Genomic DNA, 15,915 nt, shown 5'->3' with positions numbered 1-15,915 from the left:
ACCTCCTTTTAAGTATAGCATGAACAAACTTCCCGAGTAAGAGGATTAGACAACCATCTTTGGTAAGTAAAGCAAAAAGTCTGCAACGCAGACTTTTTTGTTTTTGGTTTATTAAGGTGTAACCATCATGCTTGACATTTTGATTCAACAAATTTATGGATTCTTGATACTGCTTTCTCCAATTGATCGAGGGAGGTTGCATAGGAAAGGCGGATATTATCAGGTGTCCCAAAACCTGACCCAGGAATAACAGCTACTTTCGCCTCTACAAGGAGTGCCTCTACAAAATCATCTACATTATTATACCCTGTTAAGTCTGCAGCTTTCTTTACATTTGGATATAAATAAAAAGCACCTTGCGGCTTCACACAAGAAAAGCCCGGAATCGAAACTAATTTATCATAAATAATCTCCAATCTTTTTTCAAATGCCTGACGCATTTCTTCTACAGGCTCTTGCGTGCCATTATAGGCAGCAATTGTTGCATATTGAGCCGTTGTCGTCGGATTGGAGGTACTATGGCTGGCAAGGTTGGTCATGGCTTCAATAATTTCTTTATTACCTGCTGCATAGCCAATTCTCCAGCCGGTCATAGAATGAGATTTTGAAACACCATTAATGATAATGGTCTGTTCCTTTAATTCCGGGGATAATTGGGCAATCGAGATATGCTTATGGTCACCATATACCAGCTTTTCGTAAATCTCATCTGATACGATTAAAATATTTTCTTCAAGGCATATCTTTCCTAATTCAGTAAGCTCTTCTGCACTATACAAAACCCCTGTCGGATTACTTGGTGAATTAATAATGACTGCCTTGGTCTTTTTAGTTATTGATTTGATTAATTGTTCAGGAGTTATTTTAAACTGATTTGATTCTAAACCTTCGATATAAACCGGAACTCCGCCTGCTAATTTGACTTGTTCTGGATAACTAACCCAATAAGGGGTAGGAATGATTACTTCATCCCCATCATTCAATAGCACTTGAAACAATGTGTATAACGCATGTTTAGCACCATTTGCGACGATGATTTCATTTGGTTTATAACTAAGACCTTGGTCTCTTTGCAATTTCCCGATAATTGCCTTTTTTAATGCGGGCAGCCCTGCAGAAGGAGTGTACTTAGTATAGCCTTCATTCATTGATTGAACTGCAGCATCTAAAATATGCCCGGGTGTATTAAAATCAGGCTCACCTGCACCTAAACCAATAACATCCACCCCTTGCTCCTTTAATTCCTTCGCTTTTGCGGTAATCGCCAAAGTTGTTGAAGGCGTAAGCGCCATTACCCTATTTGCTAGATTCACTACCATACCTCTTCCTCCAATCTCAATTCAAACTATAAATTTTCAATTTTCTTTAGCCATTCACCGGTTTCAAAGTGAACATAATAATAATTTATTAAATTATTTTCAGATCGGTAATAAATTTCCCATAATGGAATATTTTTTTCCATGCCTAGGCGAACTGAAATAATTTTTTTCGGTTTTTGTTCTTGCAGAAGTTTTTGAATGGCCTCTCCTTTTGACAGACCACTCTTTGCTTTTTTCATTATAACCTGCTTACTATTTTCAGGAATCCAGATGATAATTTTCTCACCTTTTTTGTTTTTCCCTTCAATTACATTAACTGTTTCTAAACCATTATAAATGTGGAAATTATCCACTTCACTTAATTGAACCTTTTCTTTCGCTATATTGACAGCTTTTATTTCGGCTGCCTTAACGGGGTCTATCGCAGTTACGTATACTTTAAACAAAATTCCAATGATAACTAAGAATAAAACAACTATACAAATAATCCACTTTTTCACTTAAATTCACTTCTTTATGTACGATAAATGGTAAAAATCGCTTTATTTTTATCTTCTTGATCCAAGGCAAGTCCAAACATAAGGTCTTTCTCTTTTAATGTTCGATTTAGAGCATCAACAATTTTATATAAATCAGGACTATGCTGGATTTTTACTGTTGACAGAACTTCAATTTTGCTTTCCATTCATTATCCTCCTTAAATTTATGAAAGAAACTACTCAAATCATTATAACAGGTGTCGGAGTATATGTGACAAGGAAACATTAAATATAAAGTAAATTTTTAAAGATTTACATTTTCAACCTATACCAACCATAATAGGTATAGGTTGTGTATTTTCCCCTATATTATCAAAGCCAAGAATGGATTAACTCAACTAGTTCATTCATGTTTCCTTTTTTTACCAAAACTGAGGGAATTGATTTTAAAAAGGATTTTCCATATTTTGTTGTGACAATTCTTTTATCGAAGACAATCATTATTCCGCGATCTTTCTCTGTTCGGATTAAGCGGCCAAAGCCTTGTTTAAACCTTAGGATTGCCTCCGGGAGTGAATAATCTGAAAAGGCATTTCCCCCCTGTTGCGTTATCAACTGACATTTTGCCTCTGTTAAAGGCTCATCAGGTGGGCTGAATGGAAGTCTGACAATTACCAGGCAGGACAAATCCTCGCCGGGAATGTCCACACCTTCCCAAAAACTGCTAGTACCAAGTAATATTGCCTTATCGTAACGCTGAAAATTCCTAGTCAATCTCGTCCGGCTTCCGCTTGTAATCCCTTGGGCAATCATAGCATATTCATTTAAAAAACCACTTTCCTTTATAAGTTCATACGTTTTTTTTAGCATGTCATAAGCAGTAAAAAGAATAAGCATTCTACCCTTTGTCGCTTCGGCAATTGTAATAATATGTTCCGTTATAGCAACCACATATTCTTCCAAAGTGACTGCATTTATCTCGGGCAAGTCTTCGGGGATTAAAAGCTGAACCTGATTTTGATAGTCAAATGGTGATGGAATCGAAATTCGGCTTGTAGTGTTAGGATTGAGTCCGATTTCCTTTATGATATACTCAAATGAATTGTTAACTGTTAATGTTGCTGACGTTAGGACAACTCCCCTTTTTGCTTTAAAAAATTTTTCCTCCAATGCTGTTGCCACTGTTGCCGGTTGTGCCAAAAAAGTGGTTACATTTTGGGGTGAACGGCTATCCATTTCAATCCATTTTACGAAGTTATTTTCTTTTGTAAAACAATCCTGTACATTGTTCCTTAAAGCATCAAGGTCATTTACGAAGGTGATGATCTCTTCTAAAAGGTTCTTTTGTTCATTCGAAAGGGAATCCTTCTCTTTTTTTATCCACTCCAGCCGCTGCATAATGGCTGAATATAAGTCCTTTAATAAAAATGCAAACCTCTCAGCACTATTTACCAGTGCCTTTTTCTCTTTTCCTTGATCCTCGGATGAAAAGCGAACTTTCGCTCTGTTATAGCCTTTTTTTTGAGACGACTTCGTTTTTGCATAGAGGGCAATCAGTTTAAAAAATTCATCCATTTCATACGTAAGGTCTGTTATGATCCGGTTTAATTCAAAAGTATAAACAAGGTTTCCTATTTGAACAGATTTAGATGCCAGAAGCTCCTCCAGCTGAAAAAAGAGCAGTTTTTGTTCATAAACACCAAATTTCCCTATTAATAACCGGGTTGTTAAATAGTCCAGTGAATGACCAAAAAACTGACTTGCTACCTTTTCAAAATGGTGTCCCTCGTCAATAATACAATAATCAAACGCAGGTAAAATAGCTCTTTCCCCGGAAAGGTCACTTAATAAAAGGGAATGATTCGTTATGATAATATCAGCTTCTTGTGCTGCTTTTTTTGCACGTAGATAAAAGTCTTTTTCTTGCCACACTTGATCCTGCAAAAAAACGGTTGGCTCATTCTTAATTTTATTCCAATAAATAAGCCCTCCGCTGGATAGATTTAATTCATCCTTGTCACCTGTTTCAGTTTCAAGCAGCCAGACAAGAATCTGCATTTTGGTTAGTGTAGTATCATAGTTATCATTCTCATCCAAAAGACTCTGATAAAATTTTTCTAAGCTGATGTAATGGTTTCTCCCTTTTAAAAGTACTGAATTAATAGTGAAAGGGAGAATTTTTGCAAGGAGCGGGATCTCATTCCTAATGAGTTGTTCCTGAAGTTGAATGGTATGCGTGCTTACCACAATGGGATGCCCTTTTTGTTTTGCAAAAAAAGATATTGGTAATAAATATCCCAGCGATTTACCGACGCCCGTTCCGGCTTCAATCAATATATGTTGTTCTTTTAGAAAAGAATGAAAAACACCATCCATCATTAAAAATTGTCCTGTTCTCTTTTCAAAAAACTCAAAGCCTTGTTTTACCATATCAATTTTCTCATCTTCACTTACAGGATACTTGTATTGAGCTATATCCTCTATTAGTTCAACCTTCTCTTGCTGCTTTTTAAGGGCAAGATTTTTAAATAGTTCAATTGCTTCAGGCAATTGTTCAATTCTCTTGCCCTTTTCAATGTGTATTTCATCCAACAACTGATGTAAATCGCTTTTTAGTCCACCTGATAGCTGAAAAAGCTGCCTTAGTGTGCTTTGAGGCAGCAAAGACAAACGCTCTAAAAAAATTAGCAAAAGTTCAGCCGTAACCTGGGCATCGCTATCAGCTTGGTGTGGACGATCATGATGTAAATTTTCTTTTTCAGCTAAATCTGAGAGCTTATACCCGTCAGCTGTGGGATAGAGGATCCTGGCCATTTCAACTGTATCAAGAACGGGACCGTAGAATCCTTCAAAACCCGACTGTATTAATTCTTCCTGAAGAAATGAAAGATCAAATAATACATTATGGGCAACGAAATATGCCCCTTTCAATAATGGAATAACCTTTGGTATAATTTCAGAAAATAAAGGTGCATTTTTCACCATATCATCATTTATCCCGGTCAATTCTTCAATAAAAGCCGGTATCGGCTTTTTTGGATTGATTAGTGACGAGAGCTTTTCAGTGATTATACCGTTTTCAATAACAACAGCAGCAAATTGAATGATTTTATCACCCTTTTTAGGCGCATTTCCAGTTGTTTCCAAATCTATTACGACAAATTTATTTATCATTTCACAAACACCTCGTTCATAAAAACGGTACCACAAAAAGGATAAAAGAAAAAGAAAACTATCTATTCAATCTCAAATTTGACCCTAAAGTCTAAATCTTATTTTTCATTATATAAAATTATCATAAAAAAAGAAAAATCCCCAAAAAATCGGGGATTACATAATTGTAAGCGCTGGTTCTGCGTAGATTAGTTCTTTTATTCGATTACTTTCATCCATAATTGCCACTTTAGGTTTATGAGCAGGTACTTTTTCTTCCGGTACTAGTACGTAGGAAATAATAATAACGATATCGCCTTCTTGGACAAGACGAGCTGCAGCACCATTTAGACAAATGACCCCGCTTCCCCTTTTACCGGGAATAATATAGGTTTCAAGTCGTGCACCATTGTTATTATTTACAATCTGGACTTTTTCATTTGCTGTCATCCCCACAGCATCCAATAAATCTTCATCAATCGTAATACTGCCAACATAGTTTAAATTCGCTTCTGTAACGGTTGCGCGATGGATTTTGCCGTTCATCATGTTACGAAACATCAGTTTGTTTCCTCCCAAATAAGCATTCTTGTAAATCCTTTATGGTACATCAATGAATCTCTAAAATAATATTGTCTATTAACCGAACCTTTGTAAATTTTACTGCCAGTGCGATGATAATGGTACCCTCTAAATTTTCCAATGGTTTTAGTTGTGGATAGGTAAGTATTTCGACGTAATCAACTATACCATTTGTCCCGTAAGTGATCATTTTACTTATTAATGAAATAAGGTTAGTACAGTTCCTCTCCCCATCGGCAATCGCTGTTTTTGCGGCAATTAAGCTTTTATTAAGCACAATTGCCTGCTTTCGGTCCTCCGGACTAAGGTAAACATTACGGGAACTTTTCGCAAGGCCGTCTTCCTCACGTACAATGTCAACAGGTATAAGTTCAATAGGAAAATTGAAATCTGTTATTAATCCTTCAATTACGGCTACTTGTTGGGCATCTTTTTTCCCAAAATATGCCTTGGTTGGCAAAATGATATTAAAAAACTTTGTAATTACAGTTGCTACCCCGTCAAAATGACCGGGACGGGATTTGCCGCATAATACATCGGTCCTATCTTCGACGAAAACCTTTACTGAAGAAGGGTGAGGATACATTTCTTCTACAGAAGGGTAAAAAAGAAAATCAACTTTTTCACATTCAGCCAACGCACGATCTCGTTCAAAATCACGCGGATAAGTGGAATAGTCTTCAGTCGGTCCGAACTGTAATGGATTGACAAATATACTTAAAACAACAATATCATTTTCTTGTCTTGCTCTATTTAAAAGTGTTAAATGACCATCATGTAAAAATCCCATCGTCGGTACAAATCCAATCGATTTTGATTGGCTCTTTTGTTTATTAATTTCAACTTGCATGTCCTTAATGGTTGTTATAACTTTCATTCTTTACCTCCATAAAGCCCTTTAAGCTCTTGTTCATTCATAGTAAAAGAATGCTGTTCTTCAGGAAATTGATTATTTTTAACTTCTGAAACATAGGATTGGATTGATTCAATCATAAATGGATTTACTGATGTGTATTGTTTTACGAATTTAGGAACACGCTCAACACCATAACCCAAAATATCATGATATACGAGTACCTGTCCATCAACTTCAATCCCCGCCCCAATTCCAATAACCGGAATTGAAAGGGTGTTTGTCACTTCATCCGCGAGCTGTTTTGGAACACATTCAAGTACAACCGCAAATGCACCTGCATGTTCACATTTTTTTGCATCTTCGAGTAATTTTTTAGCAGCCCCGGCATCTTTCCCTTGAACTTTATATCCGCCTAATACTCCAACTGATTGAGGTGTTAAACCCAGATGAGCACATACAGGAATCCCTGCTTTTGTAAGGGCAGCTATTTTTTCAATTACATCATCTGCACCTTCAAGTTTTACGGCGTGGGCACCCGTTTCTTGAATAAGTCTGCCCGCATTTATTAAAGTATCTTTAATCGAAAGGTGGTAGGTTAAAAAAGGCATATCCGCAACAATAAATGTATCTTTAGCTCCGCGTTTTACAGCTTTTGTGTGATGAATCATGTCGTCCATTGTTACGGGTATTGTTGAATCGTAACCAAGTACTACCATACCAAGAGAGTCACCAACTAATATGAGGTCCACTCCACCTTGCTCAGCCTGTTTCGCAGATGGGTAATCATATGCTGTCAGCATAACGATTTTTTCATTATTTTGTTTCATTTTCAAGAATTCTGTTGTTTGCTTCATCCTTTACCCTCCTTATTATGGGAGAGGTGATAAAACCTTTTAGAGCAAAATAAAAAGATCCTTCTGAAGGCAGAGGATCTTTGTTACTCTTTTGAATGCTTCATCCCTCTGTCCCGGTCCGTTATCCGGATCTAGGCAGAAACCTTTTTAATTTTCATAGATTGTAAAAGGTGCAGTTCGCCAAGGATACTGCCCGTTGGAATGAATTATAGCAAATTACAAGAAAAGTGCAAGACACTTGTTCACTTAAAGTTCAATATCTGCAGAATAAATTTGGTGAATTACACCATTTTCGTCTTCTAATTTTAAAACACCTTCATCAGTAATTCCTAGCGCTTTCCCTTCGATTGTATGCGTTATTGTACGTGCTTTTAGGTGATTCCCAATACTGACTGCATAGCTTTCCCATAAAAGCTTAATAGGGAAAAAACCCTCGTCCAAATAAAGCAAATACAATTTTTCAAAGTGGGTGAAAATACTCCTAATCAAATCTGCGCGTGAAACCGGTGCTCCTTTTTCGATTAAAAGTGAACTGGCAATTTCCTGAAGCTCCAGCGGGAAATCTACCGGCTTCTGATTTACATTTATCCCAATCCCAACAATAATCGAATGAATTCGATCTGCTTCCGCCTGAAGTTCAGTTAAAATACCCGTTACCTTTTTACCATTAATTAATATATCATTCGGCCATTTAATTTCCGGTACAAGATCAGTCATTTCCTCAATCGCTTGAACGACGGCAACAGCGGTTAACAGTGTCAGCTGCGGTGCTTTTGTTAGAGGAATATTGGGACGAAGAATCAAACTCATCCATACTCCGGAGAATTTGGGTGAATGCCATTTTCGGTCCATTCTTCCTCTGCCGGATATCTGTTCTTCAGCAATGATTGCTGTTCCTTCCGGTACGTCCTCGTAGGCGAAGCGGTGGGCAATCTTTTGAGTGGAGTCGACACTTTCTTCATAATGGATGTTCTTCCCCATAAACTTGGTTTTTAATCCAAGCCTTATTTCATCTGCGGTTATTCTTTCTGGTGTTTTCAAAATGCGGTAGCCTTTCCTTCGAACGGCTTCCAATTCAAAACCGTCCTTCCTTAATTCCTCAATATGCTTCCAAACAGCAGTCCGCGAACAGCCTATTAATTCTGCTATATGCTGTCCCGATAAATAGGAATCACCGGCATTTGTGAAGGCATCCAGCAATTCTTTTCTTATTTCTGATTGCACTCCATTAGCCACTCCTTTATTTTACTATTATCATTGACAACTTTTTCTTCTAAAATGGATTTTTCGATTTTGACTAGCTGTTCTTTAAGCCAAGGGCCGCCTTTCCGGTCGAACCAGGTCATTAAATCATTTCCTGTAACGTTCATCTCCGAACGTTCCTTAATTGGCAGCTGTTCATACAATTTTAACCATCGCGTAATGGCTTCATTCTTTTTAGTGCCTTTTATTACTTGAAACATGATTTCTACAGACTTGATCGTATCATGTCCTGCTACGTATAAATCATATAAGGTCCATTCTTGATTCAGCCTTTTAAGTAGATAAAGGAAGATTTGTTGAATATCCCTAATTTCTTTAACCGGTAGCCGCCAATTTCTTAAAAAGTCTTCAACTGCCTTTTCCTTTAGTGTTAAAGCATAGAGTAACAAAGCCCACATCTCATTCTTTTTTAATTCATCAAAGTCATAGACTTGCATATCTTCTAAAGGATTCTTTTGGTTTTTTAAACCCGGCAGGAATGAAAACAAACCAGTTTTAATTAATAAATTTAATGCTTGTTTACGATTCTTCCCTTTTAAAAGTTTTTCAAACTCTGAACGTTTGCGTTCAATCGCGATCTTATCAAGCAATGGAACAAGAATTGCTAATGCCTTCACCGTCTCTCCTTCAAGATCAAATCCAAGCTGACTGACAAAACGAACGGCTCTCATCATCCTTAAGGCATCTTCCCGGAAACGTTCCGTTGCTTGACCAACTGTTTGAATCTTTCGTTCTTGAATAGCTGATTGCCCATTAAAAGGGTCAATCAGCTTTCCATTTCGATCCATTGCAATTGCGTTCATCGTAAAGTCTCTCCGCTGCAAGTCTTCGTATAAACTGCGGACAAAAGTGACCTCGTTCGGTCTTCGAAAATCCTGATATTCTGACTCTGTTCTAAATGTGGTAATTTCATATGATTCGTTCTGATATATTACAAGAACTGTACCATGCTCAATACCAATATCAACTGTTTTTGGAAATATTCTCTTTACTTCATTCGGGGTTGCAGAGGTGGCAATATCCACGTCGCTTATCGACTTGTTTAAAAGAAAATCTCTGACCGCTCCGCCAACAAAATATGCCTCAAATCCAGCTTTTTCTATCTTTTCTAAAACCGGTACAGCAGATAAAAAAGGTTCAAGCATATTTTTCACCTTGATTCACTAACTTAAAATAGATTTGTTCATATTGTTCAACAATACGATCAGCCTTGAATTTTACTTTTACTGTTTCAATTGATTGAATAGAAAATTCTTGATGGAGTTTTTTATCATTTAATAAAAGAATTGCTTTTTTTGAAATATCCGCTATATCTCCAACCTCACAAATAAATCCTGTTGCCCCGTGATGGATTACTTCCGGTAATCCGCCGACATTTGTCCCAATACAAGGAACACCGCATGCCATCGCCTCTAGTGCAACCAGCCCAAAGCTTTCTTTTTCAGATAAAAGCATCATTAAATCACTAATGGAGTATAATTCTGCAAGGCTCTCTTGTTTTCCAAGAAAAATAACCTGATCTTCAATGCCGAGCTCCCGCACCAAGTTACAAATTCTGCTCACTTCCGGGCCATCACCGACTAGCAATAGTTTTGCAGGCATCACTGCGGAAATATTCGCGAAGGTTTTCACTACATCTTGTACCCGTTTTACCGCTCGGAAATTCGATACATGAATAATCGTTTTTTCTTCATCACCTATTCCGAATTCTTCTCTTAAGTGTTTAGCTTCCAACTTTTGATAAACTCTTTCATCAATGAAGTTATAGACTGTTTCAATTTGTTTATCCGGATTCATGAGTTCATAGGTTTGCTCAATTAATGCATTGGAAACTGCGGTGACGACATCAGATTTTTCGATGCCGAATTTTATAGCTTCCGTGAGTGATGGATCGTACCCTAAAACAGTGATATCCGTACCGTGTAAGGTAGTGACAATCTTTAAATCCCTGTTGCTCATTTGCTTAGCCAAGATTGCACAAACGGCATGCGGGATGGCATAATGCACATGGAGCAAATCTAACTTTTCCCGATTTGCTACTTCTGCTATTTTACTTGCAAGAGCAATATCATAGGGAGGATATTGAAAAACAGAATATTGATTTACTTCGACTTGATGATAATAAATATTATGGTACATTCTATTTAATCTAAAAGGTATACTAGACGAGATAAAATGAATTTCATGACCCTTTTCCGCCAGCATTTTCCCCAATTCTGTAGCGACTACACCAGACCCTCCAACTGTCGGATAGCAAGTGATTCCAATTTTAAGTTTCTTCATGTCAATTCTCCTATCAAATCACGATCCAAGAGAATTGGTATAGTGGTTTTGAATCCTTCTGCAAAAGCACAACCAACTTGTTTCCCAAACATTTTTTCCCTTGCCTCTACTGTTTCAATATAACCATTTATAAGCGGTGTTAAAACAGTATGTTCAGTTTGTTCAAATTGACTCTTATAAGCTCTTAATGACTCGAGTTTTTTATCCATGAATGGCGAAATATCAATTGTAAAATCCGGTTTATGAAAACCATTAATCATATAAAAATACAATCTTTCCACACGATGCGGCTGATCATCACTCTCTGTCCAATACTTCCTTATCCCCGCAGAAAAAACCGCCTCCTCTACAAGGCGGGCACAATTTCCATGATCAGGGTGTCGGTCTTCGAAATAAGGAGCGAACACAATTTGCGGCTTCCATTTTCTAATCACAGCAGCAATCCGGCGAATGTATTCCTCCTGGAGGAATAAGCCACGATCCGGAAATGCTAGAGAGGTCCTAGTAGATACTCCCAAAATTTTAGCAGCGGCAGAAGCCTCCTCCTTGCGAAGATCGACATTTCCATTGGAAGATAAATCTGCATCTGTTAAATCACAAATACCTACTGTTTTCCCCTGAGATGTTAATTTAGCAATCGTTCCTGCCATACCAATTTCAACATCATCAGCATGAGCCCCAAATGCCAATATATGTAATTTCTTATTCTCCATCTATTTCACCATTTTCTTTGATGATATTTCTCCATTCGATTAGGCCTAATTCCAAGCCTCGTATTAATAACTCTGCTGTTCCCATATTGGTTGCAAGCGGAATGGAATAAACATCACAAAGACGCACAAGTGCCGTTACATCCGGTTCATGCGGCTGCGCAGTTAATGGGTCGCGAAAAAAGAAAACGGCATCCATTTTATTTCTCGCAATCATTGCACCGATTTGTTGATCACCACCAAGCGGGCCTGATTGGTACCGTGTTATATTTAAGCCTGTCGCCTCACTGATCCGTAAGCCGGTTGTCCCCGTGGCAAATAAAGTATGCTTAGAAAAAATTGCTTGATATGCTGTAGCAAATTGAACAAGATCGTTCTTTTTCTTATCATGTGCTATTAAGGCAATATTCATCTTCTTAGCTCCTATTCCAGGATATTTTCGAGACCGTAGACAAAGGTATTAATCTTCATTACAGTTTCAACTGCTACTTTTACACCTGACATAAAAGATCCTCTGTTGTAGGAATCATGGCGGATGGTTAACGTTTGTCCTTCTGAACCAAATAAAACCTGCTGATGAGCTACCAATCCGGGTAACCGGACTGAATGAATATGCATTCCTGTATAATCTGCTCCGCGCGCTCCCGGTAACGTTTCCTTTTCATTTGGGTGCCCCTGTTTTTTTGATTCTCTAACAGCAGAAATCATTTCAGCTGTTTTAACTGCTGTCCCGGATGGGGCATCAAGCTTTTGGTCATGATGCATTTCAATAATTTCTACATCTTGAAAGTATTTGGCAGCCATTTGTGAAAATTTCATCATTAAAACAGCACCAATCGCAAAGTTTGGAGCAATGATACAACCAAGTTCTTTTTCCCGGCATATTTGTTCTAATTCCGCTAAATCACTTTTAGTAAATCCTGTCGTTCCAACAACGGGCCGAACATTATAGTCAAGTGCCGTTTTAGTATGTTTCATCCCAAATTCAGGCGTTGTTAAATCTATTAATACATCTGCATTAACCATCTGCAGACATTTTTCCAAATCGCTATAAATAGGCACATTAGTAATCGTATGGAAGCCTTCCAGATCGCTTAGCAGTTTACCATCGTGTTTATGATCAACAACCGCAACAAGTTCAAAATGTTCTGTATTGTTTGCAAGATGGACAGCCTCACTGCCCATCCGCCCACGCGGGCCGGCAATAATAACTTTTACTTTATTCTTCATATTCGTCACTCCATCTTTTCCGGGTTAATTCTCGTCCAACGGTTTTTATCCCTAGTGTTAAATTTATTCATCACATTGTCATGGGCTTCTTCCAGATTGATATTCAGTGAATTTGCAAAGCAAATTAGGACAAATAAAAGATCACCAAGTTCCTCTTCTATCGTCTTGGGCCCTTCATCCGTTTTCTTTGGTTTTTCACCATAAAAATGATTGATCTCCCGTGCCAGTTCCCCGAGTTCTTCAGTAAGCCTTGCAAGCATCGAGAGCGGACTGAAATACCCTTCTTTAAATTGGCTAATGTATGTATCTACCTCCATCTGGAGTTCTTTCATTGATTTACCATTGGCCATTTCTATCACCCCAAAGGATTATTCTTTTAATTTACCTTTAATATTTTAATGTTAGCTAAATAAATCAAGATTTACAAATATTTTCGTTTGAAACATTAACTTTCCATTTGTAATTGCTCTTCTATACGGAATCAGCTATAATAAAAACCGCTGATTTAGAGAAAATATGGAAGAGGAGGAATATTAAATGCTTTTGGGACTAAAGATTAAAAATATTCTTTTGATTTTAGTTGGAACTGCAATCATGTCATTTGGCCTAGTTAATTTTAATATGCAAAATAAGCTTGCCGAAGGCGGTTTCACAGGTATTACCCTTCTTTTTTACTTTTTGTTCAAATGGGACCCTTCTTATACAAACCTAATTCTAAATATTCCTTTGTTCTTCATCGGATGGAAATTGCTCGGGAGAAACTCCTTTTTATATACAATTTTCGGAACGGTTGGTGTTTCGATTTTTCTATGGATTTTTCAGCGTTATACTATTGAAATGCCTCTCAAAAATGATTTAACATTAGCAGCCTTATTTGCCGGTGTCTTCACCGGTATCGGCTTAGGAATTATTTTCAGGTCCGGAGGAACAACCGGCGGAGTGGATATAATAGCCAGACTCGTTCAAAAATACGTTGGATGGAATATAGGAAAAACAATGTTTTTATTCGATGCATGTGTCATTACGATATCATTAATTGCCTACTTAAATTATAAACAAGCGATGTACACACTCGTGGCAGTTTTTGTTGGTGCAAGAGTGATTGATTTCATGCAGGAAGGTGCCTATTCAGCAAGAGGGGCAATGATTATATCAGAGAATAACGAACAAATAGCTCAAAAAATTATGGCTGAAATGGAACGGGGAGTGACCGCCCTAAGAGGTTATGGTTCATACACCAAAAATGATCGCGAAGTCTTATATTGTGTAGTAGCCAAAAATGAATTAGTCAGATTGAAAAATTTAATTACTTCAGTCGATCCCCATGCATTTATATCGATTACGATTGTTCATGACGTTCATGGAGAAGGCTTTACTCTCGATGAGAATAAAATGCCCATTACAGACTAAGAAAAGCGAAAGCGCCCGTTTAGCGCACGACAGGACTGGAGCGCTTCGACTGAGATAAAGGAAATACGAATCGCGTTTTTGGCGATTCGATGTTGACTTATCGTAGGGAGAAGAGCGAAGTACACTAGTCGCTGGGCGCTGGAGCTGGACAATTCTCAAAGATTAAAATTTTATACTTTCTTTTAGAAAAGAGGATGACCATTTGTCATCCTCTTTTCTAGTTATTATTATTTCGATTCATACCCGTGTAGATGAGAACAAGTCTTAATAATTCTAATACGGCTACCGCTGCGGCGGCAACATACGTAAGAGCTGCAGCATTCAATACCTTTCTTGTTTCCCTCTCTTCAACATTACGGATCAGTCCAAGAGAAACAACCTGGTTCATTGCACGATTGGATGCATTTAATTCAACAGGAAGAGTAATCAGTTGAAACAATACAGCTGCTGCCATAAAGATTATTCCTAATAAGAGCATACCGCTTAAGTGAACTAAAATACCAATCATGATTAAAACCCAAGATATGTTGGATCCGAGATTTGCTACAGGGACTAGCGCATGACGAATTCGTAAAAAAGCATACCCGTCTGAGTCCTGAATTGCATGACCACATTCATGTGCTGCTACAGCTGCAGCTGCAAGAGAATGTCCATGGTAGATTTCGGATGATAATCGAACCATTTTCGTTTTCGGATCATAATGGTCGCTTAACTGACCTTGTTGTTCTTCAATACCAACTTGATATAAGCCATTAGCATTTAATATTTCTCTTGCAACCTCAGCACCTCTGCGATAGGTAGAAGAGGGGACACGGGAATATCGTGCAAAGGTGCTTTTCACTTTCATTTGAGCCCATAACGGAATTAGAATGATTATTGCAAAATAAAATAGGTAAAACATTAATGAACCCCCAATTAACCTCTAGTTGCTATACATTGTAGTAAAGTCGAAATCCTGAGTCAATCTTTTTGATCCCTGGAACGATCTTTTTTCATACTTTTATCACCCTGATATTTTCTAAAGCCGACATAGGATAATGTCATAATGATAATGCTGCCGGTCGAAATTATGACCCACCAGATGGACGGCTCTGCCTGGTCTTGGTCCATATTATCAAAGAGATTTTTTAAATCCGTTTCAAGCCCTTCAAATTCTTGTTTGCTCTCGGCATTATTAACTACCCGAGTGCGATATTCATCAATATAATTGATTTTTGCATCTAGTTTTTGAATATTTTCTACTGGAACATCAATTTTTATACTAGGGTATATGACATTATATAAAGATAAAAACGAATTAAAATTCGAATGAAAACCTGCCGTATCACCCTTATAGGCCGCCTCTTTTGCATGTTGGAAGGCAGACATAACCTGATCTTTCATTTCTGTCCATAACGGTTGGCGGCTCGTGGAAATTGCATCAATAACAAGGCGGAACTTTGTTAGTTTATTTAATCTTTCCTCATATTTCATGGAAGGACTTACCGTTGCCTCCACGGCTTCATCATGAGATACTGTAATAATCCTTAACTCGTCAACCGTTAAAGGCTTGTCTTTACCTTTAATACTGGTGAATTGATCCGTGAAATAATCAAGAAGCCTCTTGGCATCATCATATCTATGAAACTTCACCATTTGAAGAGCCTCATCCGAGATATCATCGAGCTTCTCCATTGGCGATGGTTGCTCTGCATTTACAGGATTGGGAGCGAGCATAATGATAATTGCAATTAAAAGAAACCATTTGATTTTCAATCCTTGTCCCCCCTTTTATTT

General features: G+C 37.7%; 17 protein-coding genes. 1 reads left to right on the top strand and 16 read right to left on the bottom strand.

Annotated features, from left to right (window positions below):
* Positions 1-125: 125 nt before the first annotated feature.
* From J2S10_RS03330 to J2S10_RS03265, 14 genes are all read right to left on the bottom strand, one after another.
* On the bottom strand, positions 126-1,313 hold the full coding sequence (locus J2S10_RS03330; protein WP_307405134.1) for a pyridoxal phosphate-dependent aminotransferase: 1,188 nt from the start codon (positions 1,311-1,313) through the stop codon (positions 126-128).
* A gap of 32 nt (positions 1,314-1,345) precedes the next feature.
* Positions 1,346-1,819 carry a cell wall elongation regulator TseB-like domain-containing protein gene (locus J2S10_RS03325; RefSeq protein ID WP_307404338.1) on the bottom strand — a complete coding sequence of 158 codons (474 nt, stop codon included), beginning with the start codon at positions 1,817-1,819 and terminating at the stop codon, positions 1,346-1,348.
* 14 nt (positions 1,820-1,833) lie between these two features.
* Positions 1,834-2,004 (bottom strand): YpmA family protein, encoded by a 171-nt coding sequence (locus J2S10_RS03320; protein ID WP_307404335.1) that lies wholly within the window; start codon positions 2,002-2,004, stop codon positions 1,834-1,836.
* Between the two features lie 166 nt (positions 2,005-2,170).
* Positions 2,171-4,972 carry an ATP-dependent DNA helicase DinG gene (gene dinG, locus J2S10_RS03315; RefSeq protein ID WP_307404332.1) on the bottom strand — a complete coding sequence of 934 codons (2,802 nt, stop codon included), beginning with the start codon at positions 4,970-4,972 and terminating at the stop codon, positions 2,171-2,173.
* A gap of 156 nt (positions 4,973-5,128) precedes the next feature.
* The gene (panD, locus tag J2S10_RS03310; RefSeq protein WP_307404330.1) at positions 5,129-5,512 is read right to left on the bottom strand and encodes an aspartate 1-decarboxylase; all 384 of its coding nucleotides are present in this window, start codon (positions 5,510-5,512) and stop codon (positions 5,129-5,131) included.
* Positions 5,513-5,561: 49 nt separating this feature from the next.
* Positions 5,562-6,410 (bottom strand): pantoate--beta-alanine ligase, encoded by an 849-nt coding sequence (gene panC, locus J2S10_RS03305; RefSeq protein WP_307404328.1) that lies wholly within the window; start codon positions 6,408-6,410, stop codon positions 5,562-5,564.
* The gene (panB, locus tag J2S10_RS03300; RefSeq protein WP_307404326.1) at positions 6,407-7,243 is read right to left on the bottom strand and encodes a 3-methyl-2-oxobutanoate hydroxymethyltransferase; all 837 of its coding nucleotides are present in this window, start codon (positions 7,241-7,243) and stop codon (positions 6,407-6,409) included. Before panB ends, panC begins: the two co-directional genes overlap by 4 nt.
* Before the next feature lie 246 nt (positions 7,244-7,489).
* A complete protein-coding gene (locus J2S10_RS03295; RefSeq protein ID WP_307404324.1) occupies positions 7,490-8,467 on the bottom strand; it encodes a biotin--[acetyl-CoA-carboxylase] ligase in 978 nt (325 codons plus the stop codon).
* Positions 8,452-9,651 carry a CCA tRNA nucleotidyltransferase gene (locus tag J2S10_RS03290; RefSeq protein WP_307404322.1) on the bottom strand — a complete coding sequence of 400 codons (1,200 nt, stop codon included), beginning with the start codon at positions 9,649-9,651 and terminating at the stop codon, positions 8,452-8,454. Before J2S10_RS03290 ends, J2S10_RS03295 begins: the two co-directional genes overlap by 16 nt.
* Positions 9,644-10,789 carry an N-acetyl-alpha-D-glucosaminyl L-malate synthase BshA gene (bshA, locus tag J2S10_RS03285; RefSeq protein ID WP_307404320.1) on the bottom strand — a complete coding sequence of 382 codons (1,146 nt, stop codon included), beginning with the start codon at positions 10,787-10,789 and terminating at the stop codon, positions 9,644-9,646. The genes J2S10_RS03290 and bshA overlap by 8 nt, the downstream gene beginning before the upstream one ends.
* The gene (gene bshB1, locus J2S10_RS03280; protein WP_307404318.1) at positions 10,786-11,502 is read right to left on the bottom strand and encodes a bacillithiol biosynthesis deacetylase BshB1; all 717 of its coding nucleotides are present in this window, start codon (positions 11,500-11,502) and stop codon (positions 10,786-10,788) included. The genes bshA and bshB1 overlap by 4 nt, the downstream gene beginning before the upstream one ends.
* The gene (gene mgsA / locus J2S10_RS03275) at positions 11,492-11,911 is read right to left on the bottom strand and encodes a methylglyoxal synthase (protein WP_307404315.1); all 420 of its coding nucleotides are present in this window, start codon (positions 11,909-11,911) and stop codon (positions 11,492-11,494) included. Before mgsA ends, bshB1 begins: the two co-directional genes overlap by 11 nt.
* A gap of 11 nt (positions 11,912-11,922) precedes the next feature.
* The gene (gene dapB, locus J2S10_RS03270) at positions 11,923-12,729 is read right to left on the bottom strand and encodes a 4-hydroxy-tetrahydrodipicolinate reductase (protein WP_307404313.1); all 807 of its coding nucleotides are present in this window, start codon (positions 12,727-12,729) and stop codon (positions 11,923-11,925) included.
* A 5-nt stretch (positions 12,730-12,734) separates the two neighbouring features.
* Positions 12,735-13,079: a nucleotide pyrophosphohydrolase gene (locus J2S10_RS03265; RefSeq protein ID WP_307404311.1), complete on the bottom strand. Its 345-nt coding sequence runs from the start codon at positions 13,077-13,079 to the stop codon at positions 12,735-12,737.
* A gap of 187 nt (positions 13,080-13,266) precedes the next feature.
* Here J2S10_RS03265 and J2S10_RS03260 point away from each other — a divergent pair, with 187 nt between their 5' ends.
* Positions 13,267-14,139 carry a YitT family protein gene (locus tag J2S10_RS03260; protein ID WP_307404309.1) on the top strand — a complete coding sequence of 291 codons (873 nt, stop codon included), beginning with the start codon at positions 13,267-13,269 and terminating at the stop codon, positions 14,137-14,139.
* Positions 14,140-14,356: 217 nt separating this feature from the next.
* Here J2S10_RS03260 and J2S10_RS03255 read toward each other — a convergent pair whose 3' ends face one another.
* Both J2S10_RS03255 and ypjB read right to left on the bottom strand, forming a co-directional pair.
* Complete coding sequence (locus tag J2S10_RS03255) at positions 14,357-15,040, bottom strand: zinc metallopeptidase (RefSeq protein ID WP_307404306.1); 684 nt, start codon at positions 15,038-15,040, stop codon at positions 14,357-14,359.
* A gap of 59 nt (positions 15,041-15,099) precedes the next feature.
* Entirely contained in the window at positions 15,100-15,894 is a 795-nt protein-coding gene (gene ypjB / locus J2S10_RS03250; protein WP_307404305.1) for a sporulation protein YpjB, read from the bottom strand.
* Between the last annotated feature and the right edge of the window lie 21 nt (positions 15,895-15,915).

It is taken from the genome of Neobacillus ginsengisoli (genome assembly GCF_030813055.1).
The sequence above is the reverse complement of the archived record's forward strand: the minus strand, read 5'-3'. Positions and strand labels throughout refer to the sequence as shown.